Origin of the sequence: Luteimonas sp. MC1825, from assembly GCF_014764385.1 — a bacterium.
GTDB lineage: Bacteria > Pseudomonadota > Gammaproteobacteria > Xanthomonadales > Xanthomonadaceae > Luteimonas.
The window spans coordinates 826,009-848,547 of record NZ_CP061714.1 but is presented as its reverse complement, the minus strand read 5'-3'; the positions used below and the strand labels follow the sequence as shown (position 1 = coordinate 848,547).

The 22,539-nt window shown below is 71.4% G+C and carries 18 protein-coding genes; 13 read left to right on the top strand and 5 right to left on the bottom strand.

What is annotated here, in order from left to right; translation table 11 throughout:
* Window positions 1–62 precede the first annotated feature (62 nt).
* Complete coding sequence (locus tag IDM46_RS03915; protein ID WP_185114864.1) at window positions 63–1,874, top strand: DUF885 domain-containing protein; 1,812 nt, start codon at window positions 63–65, stop codon at window positions 1,872–1,874.
* Between the two features lie 51 nt (window positions 1,875–1,925).
* Here IDM46_RS03915 and IDM46_RS03910 read toward each other — a convergent pair whose 3' ends face one another.
* Window positions 1,926–3,527: a serine hydrolase gene (locus IDM46_RS03910; protein ID WP_185114863.1), complete on the bottom strand. Its 1,602-nt coding sequence runs from the start codon at window positions 3,525–3,527 to the stop codon at window positions 1,926–1,928.
* Window positions 3,528–3,587: 60 nt separating this feature from the next.
* Here IDM46_RS03910 and IDM46_RS03905 point away from each other — a divergent pair, with 60 nt between their 5' ends.
* From IDM46_RS03905 to IDM46_RS03870, 8 genes are all read left to right on the top strand, one after another.
* Entirely contained in the window at window positions 3,588–4,418 is an 831-nt protein-coding gene (locus IDM46_RS03905; RefSeq protein ID WP_185114862.1) for a DUF72 domain-containing protein, read from the top strand.
* 118 nt (window positions 4,419–4,536) lie between these two features.
* Window positions 4,537–5,508, top strand: a complete 972-nt coding sequence (locus tag IDM46_RS03900; protein WP_185114861.1) for an aldo/keto reductase — start codon at window positions 4,537–4,539, stop codon at window positions 5,506–5,508.
* Complete coding sequence (locus tag IDM46_RS03895) at window positions 5,508–6,782, top strand: MFS transporter (RefSeq protein WP_185114860.1); 1,275 nt, start codon at window positions 5,508–5,510, stop codon at window positions 6,780–6,782. Before IDM46_RS03900 ends, IDM46_RS03895 begins: the two co-directional genes overlap by 1 nt.
* 47 nt (window positions 6,783–6,829) lie before the next feature.
* Complete coding sequence (locus IDM46_RS03890; RefSeq protein ID WP_182822303.1) at window positions 6,830–7,771, top strand: DMT family transporter; 942 nt, start codon at window positions 6,830–6,832, stop codon at window positions 7,769–7,771.
* Window positions 7,772–7,773: 2 nt separating this feature from the next.
* Complete coding sequence (locus IDM46_RS03885; RefSeq protein ID WP_185114859.1) at window positions 7,774–9,552, top strand: ExeA family protein; 1,779 nt, start codon at window positions 7,774–7,776, stop codon at window positions 9,550–9,552.
* 9 nt (window positions 9,553–9,561) lie between these two features.
* A complete protein-coding gene (locus tag IDM46_RS03880) occupies window positions 9,562–10,365 on the top strand; it encodes a general secretion pathway protein GspB (RefSeq protein WP_182822307.1) in 804 nt (267 codons plus the stop codon).
* 71 nt (window positions 10,366–10,436) lie between these two features.
* Entirely contained in the window at window positions 10,437–10,964 is a 528-nt protein-coding gene (locus tag IDM46_RS03875) for a sigma-70 family RNA polymerase sigma factor (RefSeq protein ID WP_182822309.1), read from the top strand.
* Window position 10,965: 1 nt separating this feature from the next.
* Complete coding sequence (locus IDM46_RS03870; RefSeq protein WP_185114858.1) at window positions 10,966–11,664, top strand: hypothetical protein; 699 nt, start codon at window positions 10,966–10,968, stop codon at window positions 11,662–11,664.
* 7 nt (window positions 11,665–11,671) lie between these two features.
* Here IDM46_RS03870 and IDM46_RS03865 read toward each other — a convergent pair whose 3' ends face one another.
* A complete protein-coding gene (locus IDM46_RS03865; protein WP_182822313.1) occupies window positions 11,672–12,061 on the bottom strand; it encodes an MAPEG family protein in 390 nt (129 codons plus the stop codon).
* A gap of 113 nt (window positions 12,062–12,174) precedes the next feature.
* On the opposite strand from IDM46_RS03865, the gene IDM46_RS03860 reads away from it, so the two are divergent.
* From IDM46_RS03860 to IDM46_RS03845, 4 genes are read left to right on the top strand one after another with little or no spacing between them, the layout of a single operon-like run.
* Window positions 12,175–12,402, top strand: coding sequence for an RNA-binding S4 domain-containing protein (locus tag IDM46_RS03860; protein ID WP_182822315.1), 228 nt, complete (start codon window positions 12,175–12,177; stop codon window positions 12,400–12,402).
* Window positions 12,399–12,959 carry a LemA family protein gene (locus IDM46_RS03855; protein ID WP_182822317.1) on the top strand — a complete coding sequence of 187 codons (561 nt, stop codon included), beginning with the start codon at window positions 12,399–12,401 and terminating at the stop codon, window positions 12,957–12,959. The genes IDM46_RS03860 and IDM46_RS03855 overlap by 4 nt, the downstream gene beginning before the upstream one ends.
* The gene (locus tag IDM46_RS03850) at window positions 12,956–14,722 is read left to right on the top strand and encodes a DUF2207 domain-containing protein (protein ID WP_185114857.1); all 1,767 of its coding nucleotides are present in this window, start codon (window positions 12,956–12,958) and stop codon (window positions 14,720–14,722) included. The genes IDM46_RS03855 and IDM46_RS03850 overlap by 4 nt, the downstream gene beginning before the upstream one ends.
* A gap of 16 nt (window positions 14,723–14,738) precedes the next feature.
* A complete protein-coding gene (locus tag IDM46_RS03845; protein WP_223878052.1) occupies window positions 14,739–16,562 on the top strand; it encodes an ABC transporter ATP-binding protein in 1,824 nt (607 codons plus the stop codon).
* A gap of 34 nt (window positions 16,563–16,596) precedes the next feature.
* Here IDM46_RS03845 and IDM46_RS03840 read toward each other — a convergent pair whose 3' ends face one another.
* The 3 genes from IDM46_RS03840 to IDM46_RS03830 form a co-directional block, all read right to left on the bottom strand.
* Entirely contained in the window at window positions 16,597–17,685 is a 1,089-nt protein-coding gene (locus IDM46_RS03840; protein ID WP_182822321.1) for a hypothetical protein, read from the bottom strand.
* An 80-nt stretch (window positions 17,686–17,765) separates the two neighbouring features.
* Window positions 17,766–21,062 (bottom strand): error-prone DNA polymerase, encoded by a 3,297-nt coding sequence (locus IDM46_RS03835; protein WP_185114856.1) that lies wholly within the window; start codon window positions 21,060–21,062, stop codon window positions 17,766–17,768.
* A complete protein-coding gene (locus tag IDM46_RS03830; protein WP_185114855.1) occupies window positions 21,059–22,534 on the bottom strand; it encodes a DNA polymerase Y family protein in 1,476 nt (491 codons plus the stop codon). Before IDM46_RS03830 ends, IDM46_RS03835 begins: the two co-directional genes overlap by 4 nt.
* Window positions 22,535–22,539 lie beyond the last annotated feature (5 nt).

Below are 22,539 nucleotides of genomic sequence, written 5' to 3'. Positions count from 1 at the left end.
CGGATGCGCGTCGCGGGTCGGCAGCCTATGCTTCGCCACTTTGCCGTCCCGAGGTCCACCGCATGTCCCGTCCCCTGCTTGCCGCCTCCCTCCTCGCCCTGGCGCTCGCCGCCTGCCAGGGCACGGTGCCCTCGGCGCCCGCCGCGCCTGGCGCCGACGCCACCCACGCCACCAACACCGCGCAGGATGCGGCGTTTGCCGCGCTGTCGGCGCGCTTCCTCGACGAGGGCATGGCGCTCAGCCCGATCTCGGCGACGCAGGTTGGCGATCACCGCTTCGATACCGAGATCGACGACCTGAGTGCCGCTGGCCGCCAGAAGTCGATCGAATGGGCGCGCACGCTGCTCGCCGAGCTCGACAAGGTCGACGCCGCCGCGCTGTCGCGCGAAAACCAGGTGGACGCGCTGATCCTGCGCAATGCGCTGGAGGGCACGCTGTGGGATCTGGAGACCATGCAGAGCTGGGCCTGGGACCCGCAGCTGTACAGCGGCCTGGCCGGCGGCGCGATCTACAACCTGATGGCACGCGAGTTCGCGCCGATGCCCGAGCGGCTGAAGTCCGCCGCCGCGCGCATGGAGAAGATCCCCGCGCTGCTGGCGCAGGCGCGCGAGAACCTCGACCCGGCGCGCGTGCCCAGGACCCACGCCGAGACCGTGGCGAAGCAGAACAAGGGCGTGCTGACCCTGGTCGACACCTTCATCACCCCCAACGCCGACCAGCTCAGCGGTGCGGACCGCGAACGCCTGGACGCGGGAGTGACCACGCTGCGCGCGGCGGTGGAGGAGCACCAGCAGTGGCTCGACGGTACGCTCGTGCCGAACGCCAAGGGCGAGTTCCGCATCGGTGCCGAGCGCTATGACCAAAAGCTGAAGTTCTCGCTCAACTCCTCGCTGTCGCGGCAGGAGATCCACGACCGCGCCACGGCGGAGCTCGCACGCGTGCGCGACGAGATGTACGCCATCGCCCAGGTGGTGCTGAAGGACAAGCCCGGCGCACCGGCCACGCCAGCTGCGCCGGATGACGACCAGCGCCAGGCCGCGATCGAGGCGGCGCTGGAGTTCGGCTACGCCGACAAGCCGGCGCGCGACGAGGTCGTGGACTTCGCCAAGTACACGCTGGACGAAGCCACGAAGTTCGTGCGCGCCAAGGACCTGGTCACGGTGCCCGACGATCCGGTGAAGATCATCCTGATGCCGGAGTTCCAGCGCGGCTTCTCGGTGGCCTACTGCGACTCGCCCGGCCCGCTCGACAAGGGACTCGACACCTACTACGCGATCTCGCCGATCCCAGAGGAGTGGAGCGACAGCCAGGTCGATTCGTTCCTGCGCGAATACAACAAGCGCCTGATCCACGTGCTCAGCATCCACGAGGCGATGCCCGGGCATTACCTCGAGGGCGCGCACTCCGCCAACCATCCGTCGACGCTGCGCGCGGTGATGCGTTCGGGCCCGTTCGCCGAAGGCTGGGCGGTGTACACCGAGCGCGTGGTGGCCGACGCCGGCTACCTCGACAACGACCCGCTGTTCCGCCTCATGCAGCTCAAGTTCTATGCGCGCGCAGTGGCCAACGCGATCCTCGACCAGGGCGTGCACGTGGAGAACTGGACGAAGGAACAGGCGATGGACCTGATGGTGCGCCAGACCTTCCAGCAGCAGAGCGAGGCCGACGGCAAGTGGATCCGCGCGCAGCTGTCATCCACGCAGCTGGCGACCTACTTCGTCGGCGCGCAGGAGCACTTCGACATGCGCCGCGCGGTGGAAGCGAAGGAAGGCGACGCCTTCGACCTCAAGCGCTACCACGACCGCGTGCTCGCCCAGGGCGCGCCGCCGGTGCGGTTCGCGCGGCAGCTGCTGCTGGACGAGCCGATCAAGTAACGCGCTGCCGGCGGGTGCCCCCGTGCTTCGGGGGCACCTCGCTGTCGTGGCCTACTTCCCCGCGACCGGCACCAGCCGCAGGTCGTGGAAGTCGAAGCTGAAATCGGTCAGCGGCGACACCGCTTCCATGCGCACCTCGCGCACCTTGCCGTCATGGTCGAGGCTGAAGTCGACGAAGGCGTCGGCGTTCAGGGCGCGGTCGTGCCAGCGCACGATGAAGGTGTCGTGTTGCCAGTGCTCCAGGGTGCCGGCCAGCTGCGGGGTCTTGGAGAAGCGCATCTCGAGGCCCTTGCGGCCCTCCGCCACCACCACGTCGCCGTACCACGGGTCGCGATAGGTCGCGGCATAGCCGCGCAGCGGCAACGATGGCTTCGACGTCGCGTCACGCGCGGCCAGGTGCTTCTGCCAGTCGTCGTCCGCACCGCCGCGCGCCTTCTCCACCGCCGCGGCATACGCGGCGATCCAGTCGGTCGGCGGTGCTCCAACGTAGGCATCCAGCACCTGCATGGTGACCGCGTTGAACGCGGCACCGACTTCCTGGCTGGTGAGCACCACCACGCCGAGACCGAGTTCCGGCACCAGGGTCAGCCGCGACACCATCCCCGGCCAGCCGCCGGTATGCCAGACCAGCTTGCGGCCGCGGTAGTCGCTGACGCTCCAGGCCTCGCCATAGCCGTAGAACTGCGGCGTGGCGGCGGCGAGTTCCGGCACAGCCGGCGGGCGGATGGTGATCGGCGTCACCAGCGACCACATCTCGCGCTGGCGCTTCTCGCTGAACAACCGTGTCGCGCTGTCGCCTTCGCCCGAGAGCACGCCACCGGCGAGCTGCACGCGCATCCACTGCGCCATGTCGCGGGCGCTGGAATAGATGCCGCCGGCCGCGGAGTTGTTGGCCCAGGCCATGCGCGGTACCGGCACCGGCGCGCCCTCGAACCCGGGCCGTGCGTGGCCGCTGGCGACGTTGCGGTCCGATGGCCGCAGCGCATCGCTGTTGATGCGGCTGGCGTGCATGCCGACCGGCGCGAACAGGCGCTGCTGGACGAAATCGGCATACGCCTGCCCGGACACTTCTTCGATCACCAGCTGCGCCACCGCGTACAGCACGTTGTCGTAGGCATAGCGCTCGCGGAAGCCGCCGCTGATCGGCACGTGCGCCAGGCGCTCGACGACCTCGCGCGTGGCGTACTGCGTCGGCGGCCAGAACAGCAGGTCGCCCGCGCCCAGGCCCAGCCCGCTGCGGTGCACCAGCAGGTCGCGCACGCGCATCTCGCGGGTGACGTAGGCATCCGCCATGCGGAACCACGGCAGATGGTCGATGACGCGGTCATCGAGCGACAGCTTGCCCTCGTCGGCCAGGATCGACAGCGCCGCGGAGGTGAAGCCCTTGGTGATCGAGGCGATCGCGAACAGGGTGTCGCCGTCCACCGGCTCCGGCTTGCCGGTTTCGCGCACGCCGTAGCCGCGCACCAGCACGACCTCGCCATCCTTGACCACCGCCACCGCGATGCCGGGCACGTCGAAGCGCTTGCGCACGGCTTCGACATGGGCGTCGAGCCCCGCGATCGGCGCCGGTGCATCGCCTGCGTCGCGGGCATGCGCGCCGGGATGGAAGAGCAGCAGCAGAGATACCAGGACAATGGTGGACTTGCGCATTCATGGACACCAGCATGGACTGGCGCCAGTATCGACGCCGACGTCGCGCAAGGCCACAGGATGGACGCACCTTCCGACAACGCGATCACGCCGGTCCACGGCATCCGCACCGGCATCGGCGGCTGGACGTACGCGCCATGGCGCGACAACTTCTACCCCAAGGGCCTGGTGCAGCGCCGCGAGCTGGAATACGCCAGCCGCAAGCTGGCCGCGATCGAGATCAACGGCACCTATTACCGCGCACAGAAGCCGTCGACGTACGCGACGTGGCGCGACCAGACGCCGCAGGGCTTCGTGTTCTCGGCCAAGGCGCCGATGCGCATCGTGATGTCCCGGACGCTGGCGAAGACCGGCGCTCAGGTGGAGGACTTTGTCGGCGGCATCGCCGAGCTGGGCGACCGGCTCGGCCCGCTGGTGTGGCAGTTCGAGCACGGCACGCCCCGTGATCGCGACGATTTCGCCGCGTTCCTCGCACTGCTGCCGCGCAAGGCCGGTGGCCGCACGTTGCGCCACGTGCTGGACGTGCGCGATCCCGGCTTCGTCGATGCCGGCTACATCGCCCTGGCGCGCGAACATGGCATGGCCACGGTATTCACCGATTCCGACGAACACCCTTCGTTCGCCGACGTGACCTCGGGCTTCGTCTATGCGCGGCTGATGCGTTCGCGTGCGGAACTGGCCACCGGCTACCCGCGCGCCGAGCTCGTGCGCTGGGCGGCGCGCGCGCGTGAATCGGCTGCCGGCGGCGAGCCCGATGACCTGCCGCGCATCGGACCCGCAAGCGCGACGGCGGCGCGGCGCGATGTCTTCGTGTTCTTCATCGGCGCGGCCAAGGAGCGCAATCCGGCTGCGGCGATGGCGCTGCATGCGCTGCTTGCAACAACACCCTGACCCCGGCGCGCCTGCCGTCCGGCGCGCCCGCAATGACCGATGGGACTGGCCGCAGGATGTGATTGGCCGATCCTTCGAACACACCCGGGCACAGCCCCGCACAGCAGGAGAAGTCGACATGCCATCCCGCCGCGAATTCCTGTCCTCCGCCTCCCTCGCCGCCACCGGCCTCGCACTTGCGCCGCTGGTCGCCTGCAGCCGCGACAGCGGCGCGGGCGCAGGCACTCCCGCCGCGGGCGCAGCGCAGGGCGCTGCCGCTGCGGCCGGCGCCATGCTCACGCGCCCCATCCCGTCCACCGGCGAGCTGATCCCCGTGATCGGCGCCGGCACCTCCGGCAGCTACGAGGTGCCGCTGGCGTCGCCGGAGTACAGCGCGCTCAAGGAGGTCGTGCGGATCTTCTTCGAAGGCGGCGGGAGCGTGATCGACACCTCGCCCAACTACGACAACGCCGAGGACGTCGTGGGCGCCCTGCTCGATGAAGGCGGCTGGCGCAAGCGCTGCTTCCTCGCCACCAAGCTCGCCGCCGACAACCGCCCGGCGCTCGAAGCGCAGTGGGCGGATTCGCTGCGCCGGCTGCGCACCGACAAGGTGGAGCTGCTCGCCATCCACAACCTGCGCAACCTGGCCGAGGCCATGCCGTATGCACGCGAGCTCAAGGCGCAGGGCCTGGTGAAGTACATCGGACTCACCCATTTCCAGGACAACCGCCACGCGGACCTGCTGCAGGCGATGACCGCGGAGAAGCCCGACTTCATCCAGGTCAATTACTCGGTCGGCTCGCCAGCCGCGGCGTCGACCCTGCTGCCCGCGGCGGCAGACCAGGGCGTCGCGGTGATGGTCAACCGCGCCTTCGAGGACGGCAAGCTGTTCGCCGAGGTGGGCGGACGCGCGCTGCCGGGTTGGGCGGCGGAAGCCGGCATCGGCTCGTGGGCGCAGATGTTCCTGAAGTTCGTGATCAGCCATCCGGCGGTCACCGTGGTCATTCCCGCCACCGGCAAACCCGAACGTCAGGCGGACCAGCTCATGGCCGGGCACGGCGCGCTGCTGACGCAGGCGCAGCAGGACGAAGTGGTCGCGATCTTCATCTGATGGCGGCGCCCATCGCGCGCTGGCTGGGCCGTGCATTCGACGTGCAGGAGGACGAAGCCGGTGCGGTGATCGCCGGCTTCGCGCTGTTCTTCCTGCTGTTCGCCGGGTATTTCATGCTCCGTCCCGTGCGCGAGACGATGGGCATCGCCGGTGGCGTGCGCAACCTGCAGTGGCTGTTCACCGGCACCTTCGTGGCCACGCTCGCGGCGATGCCCTTGTTCGGCTGGATCGCCGGCCGCGTGCGGCGGCGGCGCATCCTGTACTGGGTGTATGGCTTCTTCACCGCCAACCTGCTGCTGTTCGCGCTCGCGTTCGCGCTGTGGCCGGGAGATCCGTGGATCGCGCGTACGTTCTACATCTGGCTGTCGGTGTTCAACCTGATTGCGATCTCGGTCGGGTGGAGCGTGCTGGTCGACGTGTTCACCGCCGCGCAGGCCAGGCGCCTGTTCGCGCTGATGGCCGCGGGCGCCAGCCTGGGCGGGCTGATCGGGCCGCTGGCGGGCGTGTTCCTGGTCGGCGTGCTGGGTCATTCCGGCCTGGTATTGGTGGCCGCGCTGCTGTTGCTGGCATCGACCGTCGCGGCGCGCAGCCTCCATCGCTGGCGCGATGCACGCCCGCTCCACGATGCGTCGGACCTGCAGCGCCAGCGCCCGCTCGGCGGCAGCCCGCTGGCCGGGGCCACCGAAGTCTTCCGCTCGCCCTACCTGCTCGGCATCGCGGTGTTCGTGGTGCTGCTGGCCAGCGTCACCACGTTCCTGTACTTCGAGCAGGCGCGGCTGGTGGAAGCGCGCTTCCCGGACCCCACCGACCAGACCCGGGTGTTCGGCATCATCGATACCGTGGTGCAGGCCCTGGCGATCCTGTCGCAACTGTTCATCACCGGCCGCGTGGCGCGCACCGTCGGCGTCGGCGCGCTGCTGGTGGCGGTGCCGCTGGTGGTGGCCGCGGGCTTCCTGTGGCTGGCGTTCGCGCCCACCTTCGCGGTGCTGGCGGTGGTGATGGTGGTGCGCCGCGCCGGCGAGTACGCGTTCGTGCGCCCGGGCCGCGAGATGCTGTACACCGTCGTGCCGGCGGAGGCCAAGTACAAGGCCAAGAACTTCAACGACACCGTGGTCTACCGCGGCGCCGATGCGGTCAGCGGCTGGGTCAAGGCGGGCATCGACATGGTCGCGCAGCAGCCCGCGGTGGCGATGGTGCTGGGCACCGTGATCGCCCTGGCCTGGAGCGCCAACGGCGCGTGGCTGGCACGCGCCCAGCGCCGCCTCGCCAGCTGAGCACTTCTCGCGCACACTGCCCAACCCCACGTCGCCGCCTGTTCCCGATGACTCCCAGCGCCAAGGCCCACTGGCAGATCCACCTCTGTGTCCTGCTGTGGGGCTTCACCGCGATCCTCGGCAAGGTGATCACGCTGCAGGCGCTGCCGCTGGTGTGGTGGCGGATGCTGCTGGTCGCCGCGACCCTGCTGCTGGTGCCGCGTGTGTGGCGCGGGCTGCGCGCCATGCCGCGCCGGTTGCTGCTGTCCTATGCCGGGATCGGCGTGCTGGTGGCGCTGCACTGGCTGACCTTCTACGGCGCCATCAAACTGTCCAACGCTTCGGTCGCGGCGACCTGCATGGCGTTCGCCACGGTGTTCGTGGCGATGATCGAACCCAAGCTGGCGCACCGGAAGTTCTCGCGCGCCGAACTCGCGCTCGGCGTCGCCGTGCTGCCGGGCGTGGCGCTGGTGGTCGGCGGCATTCCCGACGAGATGCGCATCGGCGTGGTGGTGGGCGCGGTGTCGGCGCTGTTCGTGGCGCTGTTCGGCTCGCTCAACAAGCGCCTGGTGGACCATGCCGATCCGCTGACGGTGACCGCGGTGGAGCTTGGCGCCGGCACCATCGCACTGACCGTGCTGGCCCCGTTGATGCCGCTGGTGTTCCCGGCGCTGGCCGGGCCGCTGTTCGTGCTGCCCGGCGCGCACGACGCCGGCTACCTGCTGCTGCTGGCGTTCGCCTGCACGCTGTTCCCGTTCGCGCTTTCGCTGGTGGCGCTGCGCCACATGAGCGCGTTCTCGGCGCAGCTGGCGGTGAACCTGGAGCCGATCTACGCCATCATGCTGGCGATCGTGCTGCTCTCCGAGCAGCAGGAGCTGTCGACGCGCTTCTACCTGGGCGTGGCGATCATCCTGGCCGCGGTGCTGGTGCACCCGCTCATCGCGCGGCCACGGCGGATCCGCCACGCGGAAACGCTGGCCACCGGCGAAGCGCGTGACGTGACGGAGTAGGCATGTACCTCGCGCACTACGGACTCACCGAGCCACCGTTCTCGATCACGCCGGATCCGCGCTTCGTGTTCCTGGGCGAGCGCCACCGCGACGCGCTCGCGCACCTGATGTTCGGCATCACCCAGGGCGGCGGCGGCGGTTTCGTGCAGCTGACCGGCGAGGTCGGCACCGGCAAGACCACGCTCAGCCGGCTGTTGCTTGGCCAGCTGCCCGACAACGTGCGCGTGGCGCTGGTGCTCAATCCGCGCGTCAACCCGACGCAGCTGCTGGAAACGGTATGCGAGGAGCTGCGCATCGACCTCAACGGCCGCCGTGGCAACGCCAAGGCGCTCATCGACGCACTCAACGCCCACCTGCTCGACGCCTACGCGCAGGGCCTGCGCGTGGTGCTGGTGGTCGACGAGGCGCAGGCGCTGTCGGTGGACACGCTGGAGCAGGTGCGCCTGCTGACCAACCTCGAGACCGACACGCAGAAGCTGCTGCAGGTGATCCTGATCGGCCAGCCCGAGCTGCGCGACATGCTCGGGCGCCCGGACCTGCGCCAGCTGGCGCAGCGGATCACCGCGCGCTTCCACCTCACCCCGCTCGACGCCACCGGCACCGCCGATTACCTCCGCCACCGCTTCCGCATCGCCGGTGGCCAGCATTTCCCGTTCGATGCCGGCGCGGTGCAGCGCATCCACCTGCGCAGCGGCGGCATTCCGCGGCTGGTGAACGTGATCGCCGAGCGCGCGCTGCTCGCCGGCTACGCGCGCGACCGCGCCACGCTCGATGCCGCGCTGGTCGAGGAAGCCGCGCGCGAAGCGTTGCCACCACCGGCACGCGCCACTGCGCGATCACGCCGCTGGATGCTGGCAGCGGCAGGCATGGGCGCCGCGGCGGTGCTGGCGATCGCGCTGGCCGCGCTGCTGCCGCGCGCGGGCGCGCCGCGGGTCGGTCGTGTCGCAGACGACGCCACGCGCGCATCCGCTACGGTCGCCGAGGCAGCCGCCCGTGCACCCGGCGGCGGCGCGGCGTCGGCCGCCACCGGTGCGGATGGCGCGTCCACAGCGGCCGGCGCTTCCGCCAACGCCGCTGCGACTGCGCGGATCCACGCAAGCGACGCGGATTCGGCCACGCTCGCCACGCGGATCGCCGCTGCCGCCAGCGGTCGCGCGGACGCACGCGCCGCCGGCGGTGCGGAGGCCACAGCCACCGGCAGCAGCGACGAGCGCGCGTGGCTGGCGATGCTCGCCGCCTGGGACCTGCCCACCACGCTGGACGACGCGCGCGCGGCGTCGGCCTGCGCACGCGTGCTTGCACCCGGCGCCTACTGCGTGCGCGGCAATGCCCACCTCGACCGCCTGGTCGCGATCGGCCGACCGGCGCTGCTGCAGCTCGAAGCCGACGGCCGCCAGGCCTGGGCGCTGCTGCAGGCGGCCGATGGCGGGCGTGCGCGCCTGCTGCTCGACGGCCGCACGCTCGACGTCGACCGCGCGACCCTGCAGCAGGCGTGGACTGGTCGCTACGCCGCGGTCTGGCGCGCGCCGGTCGCGCTTGCCGATGCGCCGGTGCAAGGCCAACAGGGCGTCGCTGTCGACTGGTTGCGCGCACGGCTCGTGACTGAAGGCGTGGCCGTGCAGGCAGCGGACGGCACCGTGTTCGATGCCGACCTGGCCGCATCGGTGCTCCGCTTCCAGCGCGCGCGTGGTCTCGCGGTCGACGGTGTCGTCGGCCCCGAAACACTGTTCGCGCTGGCCGTGAACGATGCCGGCCCGCGCCTCGCGCGGACCCTGGACTGAGGGACGCCGATGTCGCTGATCCTCGAAGCCCTGCGCAAGTCCGAAGCCGAACGCCGCCGCGGTGAAGTCCCCGGGCTGCGCGTCGAACTGCCGCCGCTGGGTTCGACCACGCGCCGTGGCATGCCGGCGTGGGGCTGGCTTGCGCTCGCCGGCACCGCCGTCGCCGCGGTGCTGGCGTTCGTGCTGCTGCGCGGCGTCGACCCGGCGGCCGTAGAGGCCAACGGCGGCAATGCCGCTGTCGGCGACGACTTGGCGCACGCGGTTGCCACGCCGCCGCCCGCGCCGGGCGATGCACGCCAGGCAGGTGATCCTGATCGCGGCGACGTCGGCATGGACACCCTGCCCAGCGTCGAGCGCATCGTCGCGCAAACGCCCGAGCCCCCACCTGCGCAACCACAGGCTGCCGTCGGCACGACTGCGGCTGGCACAACAGCGCTACCCGCAGGCGCCACGGCAACGGCGATGACACCGGATGCCGACGTTCCCCGTGTTTCCGCCTTGCCAGCTCCCCCGGTGGCTCACCCGCTGCCACCACCCGCAGCGCCACAGCCCGCTGCCCCCGTGCCCGCGCCGATGCCGGCCCAAGACTTGCCGCGCATCGCCGAACTCCCCGCCAGCCAGCGCGAGCGCCTGCCCGCGCTGAAGATGACCATGCACATGTGGAACGCCGACCCGGCGCGGCGTTTCGTGATCGTCGACGGCCGGCGGCTGGTGGAGGGCGACCGCGTCGGCGAAGCCACGGTGCGCACGATCGATGCCGATGGCGTGGTGCTGGAGCTCGATGGACAAGTGCTGCGCCTGCCCCTGCGCTAGGCCGTGACAAACCCGCCGGTGCGGCGAACCACCCCGGTGTCACGCATGATCGCGGCCGGAGCCGCTCGGGAATGGACAGCATCGCCAGCACACACGCCACCGACGCCGAGGCCTTCGCCGCGCTCCTCGACCGGCACCGCGGCATCGTCTTCAAGGTTGCCGGCACCTATGCCCGCGGCGCCGACCGCGACGACCTCGCGCAGGAGATCGCCGCGCAGCTGTGGCGCGCCTGGCCGCGCTACGACCCCGCGCGGCCGTTCTCGACCTGGATGTACCGGATCGCGCTGAACGTCGGCATCTCGTTCCTGCGCGGCGAGGGCCAGCGCCGCCGGCACGCGGTGCCGCTGGACGACGCCCTGCACGACGTCGCCGACGACAACGCCCACGACCCGGTGCACGACGACGGCCTGCGCCTGCTGCACGGCTTCATCGCCACCCTCGCACCGCTCGACCGTGCACTCCTCCTGCTTTACCTCGAGGAGCGCAGCACGCGCGAGATGGCCGACGTGCTCGGCATCTCCGACAGCAACGTCACCACCCGCCTTTCCAGGCTGCGCCAGCGGCTGCGCGAGCACGCCGCCAACCAGGGACACCACTGACATGACCGCTTCCGACATGGGCAGGACGATGGAACTCGACGACCTCAAGCAGGCCTGGCAAGTGCTTGGCAGGCAGATGGAAAGGCAGCAGGCGCTGAACCTCCAGCTGCTGCGCGAATCGCGGCTGGAGCGCGCGCGCCGCGGCCTGCGCCCGCTGGTCATCGGCCAGCTGCTGCAGCTGCTGCTGGGCGTGGCGCTGGTGGTGCTGGGCGTGGCCTGCTGGACGCGCAACACGGAGGTCGCCGGCCTGTTCGCCAGCGGCATCCTCGTTCACGCGTTCGGCGTGCTGAACATCGCGCTGGCCGGCATCACGCTCGGCCTCGTCGCCAGCATCGACTACTCGGCGCCGGTGCTGCGCATCCAGCAGCAGATGGCCCGGCTGCTGCGCGTTTACGGGATCAACGCCAACGCCACGGGCCTGCCGTGGTGGATCATGTGGGTGCTGGTGGTGGTGGCCGTCTCGGGGCTGGGCGCCACGCCCGCGGCGGCGGCCACGCCGGCGTGGATCCAGGCCAGCCTGGCGGTCGGCGTCGCAGGGCTGCTGGGCACCTGGCTGTACGCATGGCGCAGGCGCCGCAACCCGGCACTGCCGGGGGCGGCGACCGATGCGAATGCACATGCCTGCGTCGCCGACGGCGGCGACGGCATCCGCCGCGGCCAGCAGATCCTCGACGAGATCGCCCGCTTCGAGCGCGAGTGAGGCGCGCTCAGAACAGCGCGGAGAGCACCATCAGGATGCCAAGCAGCGAGATGCCCCAGATCAGGCTGCGCACATAGGGAATACCGGCCGCGTATGCCGGGATGTAGGCGACCCGCGCCCAGAAGTAGACCTGTGCGCCGAGCACGGCGCGCTCGCCGGACTGCCCCGATACCACCACCGCCAGCACCGCGGCCGCGAACATCGGGAAGGTCTCGAGGAAGTTGGCGAAACTGCGGTTGACGCGGCCCGCCACGCCGTCGAGGGGCGGCACCGCGCCGTCGCGAGGCCCGGTGTTCCACGCCAGCCCGCGCTGCGAGGTCTTGAGCGTGGCGTCGAGGAACAGGTGCACCAGGCCCAGCACGATCGCCCAGCCCAGGATCTGCAGTTCGGTGGTCATCGCGGCGTCTCCTTCCCCCCCGGCGGCGTGCCGCGGCTGACGGAAGGGTAACGCCGATGGCGACCCGGTTGCGCTAGGCTCGCCACATTCCGAAAACACGCGCCGGACCGCACATGCCACGCATCGAATTCGAACTCCAGGGCGAGCACGTCGAGCTCAACCAGCTGCTCAAGCTGGTCGGGCTGTGCGACAGCGGCGGCGCCGGCAAGGCGCTCGTGGCCGCCGGCGCGGTGCGCGTGGACGGCACCGTGGAAAGCCGCAAGACCGCCAAGATCCGCGCCGGCCAATACGTGCTGCTGGGCGACACCGAAATCGCGGTGCTGGCGGGCGACGCACCGTGACCGCCGCGGTCGTCGCGGCGCTGCTGCTGGCGGCGGCGCTGGTCGCGTGGGGCGTGTTCGCCTTCAACCGCCTGGTGCGGCTGCGCAACCAGGTGAAGACCGCCTGGGCCGATATCGACGTGCAGCTTCAGCGCCGCCACGACCTGGTGCCGCAGCTGGTCGCCGCGGTGCGCGGCTATGCCGGGCACGAGAGCGCCCTGCTCGAGGCCGTCACCGCGCTGCGCGCGCAGGCGATGGCGGTGGCCAGCCCGGCGAAGCTCGGCGCGCTGGAGCAGGCGCTGGAACAGGCGGTCGGCCGCCTGCTGCTGCTGCGCGAGGCCTATCCCGACCTCAAGGCCAACCAGAACTTCGCGCAGCTGCAGCGTGAACTGGTGGAAGTGGAAGAACAGCTGCAGTACGCGCGCCGGTTCTACAACGGCGCGGTGCGCGACCTCAACGACGGCGTGCAGCGCGTGCCCGACCTGGTCGTGGCGCGCGCCTTCGGCTTCGGCGACGCCGAATTCTTCCAGGCCGCCGAAGGCGGACGCGCGGCGCCGGTGGTGGAGCTGTCGCGATGAGCGGCGTGGCATCCACGCTGCGTGGGTTGCTGGCCGCGGCGCTGCTGGCGCTTGCGGGAGCATCCCAGGCGCAGGAGCGCATCCTTGCCTACGACAGCGAAGTGCAGGTCAACGCCGACGGCAGCCTCGACGTGGTCGAGCGCATCCGCGTGCGCGCCGAGGGCGACAACATCCGCCGCGGCATCTACCGCGACTTCCCCACCCGCTACAAGGACCGCCACGGCAACAACGTGGTGGTCGGCTTCGACGTGGTGGACGTGGCGCGCGACGGCGTCGCCGAGCCGTGGTTCACCGAAGGCGTCAACAATGGCGTGCGCGTCAACACCGGCAACGACGACCTGCTGCCGGTGCCCGCCGAATACACCTACACGCTGCGCTTCCGCACCACGCGGCAGGTGGGCTTCTTCGCCGGCCACGACGAGCTGTACTGGAACGCGATCGGTCACGGCTGGGACTTCACCATCGAGACCGGCAGCGTCGAAGTGCGTCTGCCCGCGCCGGTGCCGGAGGACGACCTGGTGGCGGAAGGCTACTCGGGCGCATACGGCGCGCAAGGCGACGATTTCGAGGCGCGCATCGTCGCGCCCGGCGTCGCCCGCTGGACCCTGACCCGCCCGCTGCCGCCGCGCGAAGGCCTGACCACGGTGCTGTCGTTCCCCAAGGGCGTGGTGGCGGCGCCGACGCGCTCGGACACGCTGTGGTGGCTGCTGCGCGACAACCTCTCGCTGCTCGCGGCGTTCGCCGGGCTGTTGCTGCTGGCGGCGTTCTGCCTGCGGCGCTGGAACCGCATCGGCCGCGATCCGGCGACCGGCGTGGTGATCGCCCGCTACGATCCGCCGCGAGGTGAGTCACCGGCGGCGCTGCGCTACATGATGCGACGCGGCTACGACAACCTGTGCCTGTCGTCCGAGCTGCTGGCCTGCGCGGTCAAGGGCGCGGTCACCATCGAGCGCGAGGAGCGCACGCTGGGCGATGCCTGGACGCTGCAACGCAATCCCGGTCCGCACCACATCGACAACGACGACGAACGCCGCCTGCTCGAAGCCCTGTTGCCCGGCAGCGCCGCGCGGCTCGCACTGAAAAAGGACAGCGCCACGCGCATCCAGGCGGCCATCGCCACCCACGGCAAGGCGTTTGCCAAGCGCTTCCAGCCAGCGATGTTCTCGCACAACGGCGGCAGCATCGCGATCGCCTGCGTCATCTTCGCCGCCACCGTGGCGGCCACGCTGGTGCTGACCGCGATCAACCACGGCGGCGGCATGCCGTGGGCGCTGGTGCCGTTGGGTCTCGCGCTGGTGGTGCTGATCACGTTCTGCATCGTGATCGGCGCGCCCACGCCCGAGGGTCGCAGGCTCCTCGACGAGATCGAAGGCTTCAAGCGCTATCTGTCGGTGGCCGAACAGGACGACCTGGCGCGGCTGGCTGGGCCCGCGAGCGCCGGCGGTGCCGGCCCCGAGCCCCGGCTCGACGCCGCGCGCTTCGAGGCCCTGCTGCCGTATGCGGTGGCGCTGGGCGTCGAGGACGCGTGGACGCGCCGCTTCACGCTGGCAGTCGGTGCCGCGGCCGCCGCCGCGGCCACCGCGGCGATCGGCTGGTACCAGGGCGGCAACTTCGGCAGCGTCGGCAACTTCACCAAATCCGTCGGCGGTGCCCTGGGCACGCAGATCGCCTCGGCGTCGTCGCCCCCGGGCAGCTCGTCGGGTGGTGGCGGTGGCGGGTTCTCCGGCGGCGGTGGTGGCGGCGGAGGTGGCGGTGGCCGCTGACGACACGCGCCGCGGCCTGCTCGGCTGGTTCGAGCGCAGGCTCGATCCGTTCCCCGACACACCGCCGCGCCAGCCGCCGCGCACGCTGGTCGCGTTCTGCATGCACTACACGCGCGGCGCCGGCCCGTGGCTGATCGCGCTCGCCGTGCTCGGCGCGGCCATCGCCGCCGCGGAGCTCGCGCTGTACGTGTACCTGGGCGCGCTGGTCGACCGGCTGGGCGCGCACACGCCGGCCACGTTCCTGGCCGTGGAAGGTCCAAGGCTGGCGTGGATGGCCGGGCTGGTGCTGGTGGGCCTGCCGCTGCTGGTGCTGCTGGATTCGATGGTGCAGTACCAGGCCCTGCTCGGCAATTTCCCGATGCGCATCCGCTGGAACGTGCACCGTTACCTGCTGCGGCAGTCGATGGGCTATTTCCAGGACGAGTTTGCCGGGCGCATCGCCACCAAGCTGATGCAGACCTCGCTTGCCGTGCGCGAGACGGTGGTCAAGCTGCTCGATGTCGGCGTGTACATCGTGGTGTACGTCACCGGCGCGATGCTGGCCGCCGCCGCGTCCGACTGGCGGCTGATGCTGCCGTTCGCGGGCTGGATCATCGCCTACGCCCTGTTGATGCGGTATTTCGTGCCGCGCATGGAGCGTGTCTCGCGCGAGCAGGCCGATGCGCGCTCGGACATGACCGGCCGCATCGTCGACAGTTACACCAACATCGCGGTGGTCAAGCTGTTCTCGCACTCGCGGCGCGAGCAGGCCTATGCGCGCGAGGCGATGCACGGCTTCCTCGGCACCGTGTACCGGCAGATGCGCCTGGGCACGCGGGTCAGCGTGGCCAACTACACGCTCAACATGCTGCTGCTGGCGTCGGTGACCGGCGTCGGCGTGTGGCTGTGGCTGGGGGACGCCATCAGCGCCGGCGCGGTCGCGGTGGCCGTCGCCCTGGCGTTGCGCATGGTGGGCATGTCGCAATGGATCATGTGGGAACTGTCGGCGCTGTTCGAGAACATCGGCACCGTGCAGGACGGCATCAGCTCGATCTCGCTGCCACCGACGGTCGACGACGCGCCCGGCGCGCCGGAGCTCGGCGCGGTGGCCGGCGACATCCGCTTCGAGGGCGTTGGCTTCCACTACGGCAAGGGCGCCGGCGTGATCGACCGCCTCGACCTGCACGTGCGCGCCGGCGAGAAGATCGGCATCGTCGGCCGCTCCGGCGCCGGCAAGTCGACGCTGGCCAACCTGCTGCTGCGCTTCCACGACGTCGAGAGCGGCCGCATCCTCATCGACGGCATCGACATCGCCAGCGTGCAGCAGGACACGCTGCGCGCGCGCATCGGCGTGGTCACCCAGGACACCTCGCTGCTGCATCGCTCGGTGCGCGAGAACATCCTCTACGGGCGGCCGGACGCCAGCGAGGCCGAGATGGTGGAGGCCGCGCGCCAGGCCGAGGCGCACGACTTCATCCTCCAGCTCGGCGATGCCGAGGGCCGCCACGGCTACGACGCCCAGGTCGGCGAGCGCGGCGTCAAGCTGTCGGGCGGCCAGCGCCAGCGCATCGCCGTGGCACGCGTGCTGCTGAAGGACGCGCCGATCCTGGTGCTGGACGAAGCCACCTCTGCGCTGGACTCGGAGGTCGAGGCCGCCATCCAGGGCAATCTCTACCGGCTGATGCAGGGCAAGACCGTCATCGCCATCGCCCACCGCCTGTCGACAATCGCGGCCATGGACCGGCTGGTGGTGATGGACCAGGGGCGGATCGTCGAGGAAGGCACGCATGCCGAGCTGGTCGCCGCCGGCGGCCTGTACGCGCAGCTGTGGCAGCGGCAGTCGGGTGGTTTCCTGGCCTGAGCGGCGGGCCGCGGGCCGCGGGGTTCCGGGGCGCTCAGTGCGTGCCGCTGGCGCCGGTATCGGTGGCCTGGCCGCGGCGCTGGTAGAACGCGCTGCGCACCGCGTCGAACTCGCTCATCGGGCTGTCGTCGGGACAGGCCTCGTCGGGGAAGCTGAAGGAGTCGCGCAGCGCGAGGCCACAGCTGTTGAGTTCTTCGATGTCTGTGTCGGGGGCCTTGCACTGGCGGTCGAAGGCGCGCTGGAAGCTGTCGCGGCGACGCACGAAATCAGCGCCGCACTTGCGCATCAGCTTCAGCCGGTCGAGGTCGTCCTGCGCCGGGTTGGTTCCGTCCAGGCCGTATTCGCGCAGTTCGGTCGCGCTCAGCACGCGCAGGTTGCGGTTGGGCACCGACATCATCAGGTCGGCCACCGCCACCGCCACGCCGTTGCGCTCCAGGTATTCCTTGACCCGGCCGTAGACCGCCTGCAGCTCGGCGTTGAGCTCGGCGCGCGTGGTGGCGGTGGAACTCATGCGGATGATGCGGTGGATGCCGACCGGGCCCGAAATCATGCGCACGTCGCCGGCACCGAGGATCAGCACGCAGGCGCTGTGGCAGGCCGCGCCCTCGCGCACCCAGACCGTCCAGCCCGAGGCGCCGATGGTGTCGCCGGCCTTGATGGCGTCTTCCACCTGGCCGCCGCTGGAGTCGATGTCGAGCACGCGCTTGCCGATCTCCATGCGGTCGGCGATCACCGCCACGCGCTCCACCAGCGCGTGGAAACCCGCGTTGATCTTGCCGTCGTAGCGCAGGCGCACCAGGCCGCGCTCCTGGCAGGGCTTGAGCGTATCGACCACCTTGAAGAACGACAGGTCGGTGAGCGCGTCGCCGTCACCGGCGCCGGCATAGTCGAGCTCGCAGCTGATCGAGGCGGTGCCGTCCACCAGCGCCACCTGCGGCCAGTCGGTGCCCTTGCGCACGTCGTAGGCCTTGGGCACGACCTCGACCGGGGCGGAAATGAATTCGCCGTCGTTGGCTTCGGCCTCCACCTCGATCGCCTGCTGCACCGGAACGATGTCCTGCGACGGCGCGCCGCAGGCCGCGAGCAGCAGGCACAGGACGGACGCGCGGAAGGGGAGCGACATGCAGGCGGCTGCGGGGGCGTGGGGCGGCCATCCAGTCTAGTGGCTGCCCATGGCGGCGGAGCAAACGCGAGGTGAACCGGTCAGCGGAAATCCCGCGACTCCGAACGCAGGCCGCCAAGCAGCGCCGACAGGTCATGGAGGTGGCCGGCGATCAGGTGCTCCACGCCGTCCACGCGCTCCCAGCGGCCGCGCACCTCCAGCAGCGTGGCGCCGAGCAGCGCCTTGCGCCCGCGCTCGGCCACGCGCGGCCACACGATCACGTTGACCATGCCGTCCTCGTCCTCGAGGGTCACGAAGATCGTGCCGCTGGCGGTCTGCGGCTTCTGGCGCTGGGTGACGATGCCGGCCACCCGCACCGCGCTGCCGTGGCGGCGGCCGCGCAGCTCGCGCGAGGCCAGCAGCCGCCGCGCACGAAGCCGGTCGCGCAGCAGCGCCAGCGGGTGCGCGCCCAGGCTCAGGCCCAGCGCGCGGTAGTCCGACAGCACGTCCTCCCCGGCGCCGGGCGCCGGCAGCAGCACCGCGTCTTCGTCGGGGCTGCCCGGCAGCAGCGGCCGCTGGCGTTCGATGCCGGCCACCTGCCAGCGCGCGTCGTGGCGATGCCCGGCCAGCGACGCCAGCGCCCCGGCCTCGGCCAGCGCGCTGCGCGCCTTTTCATCGAGCGCGGCGCGGCGGCAGAGGTCGGCGATGTCGCGGAACGGGCGCTGGCTGCGCGCTGCAACGATCGCCCTGGCGACGGCTTCGGAGAGACCTGCGATCTGGCGCAGGCCGAGGCGGATCGCGGGGGCCGCCATCAGCCCCGCCACGCCCTCGCCTTCCAACGTGCAATCCCACGCGCTGCACGCCACGTCCACCGGCAGGACGTCCACGCCTGCGCGCGCGCCCTTGCCGCGGCGCGCGTCCTGCACGATCTGGCTGGGCGAATAGAAACCCATCGGCTGCGCGTTGAGCAGCGCGCAGGCGAACGCCGCCGGCTCGTGGCGCTTGAGCCAGCAACTGGCGTACACCAGCTTGGCGAACGACGCGGCGTGGCTCTGCGGGAATCCGTACGAGCCGAAGCCCTTGATCTGCTCGAAGATCTGGTCGATGAACTCCGAGGAATAGCTCTTGTCCTCCATCAGCCTGCGGATGCGCACGCGGTGCGGCTCCATGTCGCCGCCGTGGCGCCAGGCGGCCATCGAGCGGCGCAGCCCGTCGGCCTCTTCCGGGCTGTAGCCGGCGTGGATCACCAGCTCCATCACCTGCTCCTGGAACAGCGGCACGCCGAGCGTGGGCCCGAGGATCTCCTCGATGCCCGGCGACGGATACGTCACCGCCTCCTGGCCCTGCCGGCGGCGCAGGTAGGGATGCACCATGCCGCCCTGGATCGGCCCCGGGCGCACGATCGCCACCTCGATCACCAGGTCGTAGAAGGTCTTCGGCTTCAGCCGCGGCAGCATGGTCATCTGCGCGCGCGATTCGATCTGGAACACGCCCACGGTGTCGGCCAGCTGCACCATGTCGTAGGTGGGCTTGTCTTCCTTCGGGATGGTGGCCAGCTCCAGGTCGCGGCCGCGGTGCGCGCGCACCAGGCCCAGCGCCTTGCGGATGCAGGTCAGCATGCCCAGCGCCAGGCAGTCGACCTTCAAGAGCCCCATCGACTCCAGGTCGTCCTTCTCCCACTGGATGATGGTGCGGTCGGCCATGGCCGCGTTCTCCACCGGCACCAGCTGCCACAGCGGCGCATCGGAAATCACGAAGCCGCCGACGTGCTGCGACAGGTGCCGCGGCCGCCCGCGCAGCATGTTGGTCACCGCCAGCACGCGCGCGATGAGGGGGTTGTCGATGTCGAAGCCGGCATCGGCCAAGCGCATCTCCATCGGCGTCTCGCCGTTGCCCCAGCCGAAGCAGCCGGCCAGCAGCGCCACCTGGTCGGGCGGCAGGCCGAAGGCCTTTGCGACATCGCGCACCGCGCTCCTGCCGCGGTAGCGGATCACCGTGGCGGCCAGCGCGGCGCGGCTGCGCCCGTACTTGCCGTACACGTACTGGATGACCTCCTCGCGGCGCTCGTGCTCGAAGTCGACGTCGATGTCGGGCGGCTCGTTGCGCTCCTTCGACAGGAAGCGCGCCATCAGCAGCCGGCTCTCCGCGGGATCGACCGAGGTGATGCCGAGCGCGAAGCACACCGCCGAGTTCGCCGCCGAGCCGCGCCCCTGGCAGAGGATGTCGCGGCCGCGCGCGAAGCGAACGATGTCCTCCACGGTGAGGAAGAACGCCTCGTACTTCAGCTCCGCGACCAGCGCCAGCTCCTCGTCGATCTGCCGCGCCACCTTGAGCGGCACGCCATCCGGCCAGCGCCATTGCATGCCGGCCTCGGTGAGCTTGCGCAGGTGGCTGGCGGGCGTTTCGCCGGCGGGCACGAGTTCCGCCGGATAGTCGTAGCGCACCTCGTCCAGCGAGAACGTGCAGCGCCGCGCCAGCGCCACGGCTTCGGTCAGAAGCGCATGCGGATGGATGTTGCCCAGCGCGCGCCGGCTGCGCAGGTGGCGCTCGCCGTTGCGGAACAGGTGCGCGCCGCAGTCGGCCAGCGCCAGGCCGTGGCGGATCGCGGTCACGGTGTCCTGCAGCACCCGCTGGCGGCGCGTGGCCATGTGCACGTCGCCGGCGGCGAGCGGCGTGAGCCCGGCCTGCGCGGCCAGCGCCAGCAATGCGCCGAGGCGCGCCTCGTCGTCGTGGTCGCGGTGCAGCTCCACGGCGAGGAAGGCGCGTTCGCCGAACGTGTCGCGCAGCCACGCGCCTTCTTCCGGCTGCCCCGGCAGCCAGAGGGCGAACAGGCCGGTCGTACCGTCATCGAAGGCGTCGCGCGCCAGGTCGTCGCGGCCCAGCTGGTAGGCGCCCTTGCCCGCCGCACGGCGCGCGGTGGTGATCACCCGGCACAGCTGCGCGTAGCCGGCGCGGTTCTCGACCAGCAGCACCAGGCGCAGGCCGTCGTCGAGGGTGAACTCGGCACCGACCACCAGCTTCACCCCGGTGATGCGCGCGGCATCGCGGGCGCGCACGATGCCGGCCAGCGAGCATTCGTCGGTGATCGCCAGTGCCTCGTAGCCGCACAGCGCGGCACGTTCGAACAGCTGCTCGGCGCTGGCCGCGCCACGCAGGAAGCTGAAGTCGGACAGGCAGTGCAGCTCGGCATAGGCGGGCGCGTCGATGCCGTGCGGCTCCACGCCCGCCGACGCGTCGTTGGCCGCGCCCAGGCCGGGGACCACCAGCCCGCGACCCGCGTCCGCGCGGCCCAGCGCCAGCTGCATCTGCTGCTGCATGCGCACGTTGCGCGGTGGCCGCGCACCGGGCGTGTCCGGCGCGACGCCCGGCGGCAGGCCGTGGTCGTCGTCCCAGTTCATGCGAACCAGCCGTGCAGCATCCAGTTGCCGAGCTCGCCCGGCGCGGCGAACGCCCAGGCGCGCTGGCCCTGCGCGGTTTCCAGCACGTAATAGTCGCGGCGCGCGTCATCGCCATCCCACCAGCCGCTTTCCAGGCGCTCCGGTCCGGACACGATGCGCACCCGGCCGCGCAGCGGCAGCGGGCGCGGCAACAGCCACGCCGGGCGCGCCGGGCGCGGCGGCGCCGGCTGCAGGCAGGCCGCGTCATCGCCCGCGGCCGCCACGCGTCGCCATGCGCGCTCCGGGCGCGGATCACCGCTGGGCGCGATGCGGTGCACGGCCTCGTCGCCGAGGCGTGCGCGCAGGCGCTCGCGCAGCTGCGGCCACGGCACCGCCTGCGCCGGGCGGGTATCGAACAGGTCGCGCGCGGCCGGCACGAACGGCGGCAGCTCGCGCGCCAGCAGCCGCATCGCCACCACCGGCGCCGGCAGCGCCACCTGCTCCAGGCGGTTGCGGGTGAGCTCGAACAGCAGGGTGGCCTCGCGCTCGGCGGCCAGCAGGCCCACCGCCACGTCGGTATGCGCCGGCGCCTGCACGCGCTCCATGTCGGCGGCGTGCGAGGGCAGCGCATGGCTGCGCTCGTGCTCGAGGCGCAACGTGAAGCGCTGCACCCCGCCGTCGCGCGCCGAGAGATACGTGGCGAGGTCGGCGATCATCCGCCGCAGCGGGAACAGCAGCGCCTGGTGGCTTTCCACCTCGAAGCCGAGTTCGATGCGCGCGTCGAAATGATCCGGCGGCGCGTAGCACTCCAGCGGATCGTCGGCATCGCCATGCAGGCGGTCGAGGTGCTCGAGCAGCTCCACGCCGAAGCGCCGCCGCAGGCCGTCGCGCGGCAGCGCACGCAGCGCGCCCAGCGTGCGCACGCCCATCGCGTGCAGGCGCGCACCGGCCGTGCCCGGCAGCGCCGCGCGGCGCACCGGCACCTGCGCCAGCGCTTCGTGCATCGCCGGGAGGGACGTCACCGCGAAGCCATCGCGCAGCCACGCGAACGCCAGCGCCGCGCGCGGCGTGGGCGCCAGCGCGATGCGGTGGCTGAAGCCGAGTCCCGCGAGTTCCTCGCGCAGCCGCGCCTCGAAGCGCGGCCACGGCCCGAACAGCCGGAAGCTCGCGCGCGCCTCCAGCACGATCGCGCCCGGCCATTGCGTGCTGACCAGTGAGCTGTGGCGATACGCCCACGCCGCCAGGAACCGCTGCCAGCGTGCATCGGCGCTGGCGTCGTGTTCGACCAGCGCCACCTCGCTGCACAAGGCGTGCGCGGCGGTGAGGCGCATGCCCGGCTTCAACCCCGCGGCGGCGGCGGCGGCATTGACCGCATGCAGGCTGCGCAGCTGCGCCGGCCCGCCGACCAGCGCCAGCGGTTGCGAGAGATCGGCTGTGCGCCGGAGGACGGCGTCCAGCGCCAGCCGCGGCAGCGCGATGCAGGCCCAGAGCATGGCGG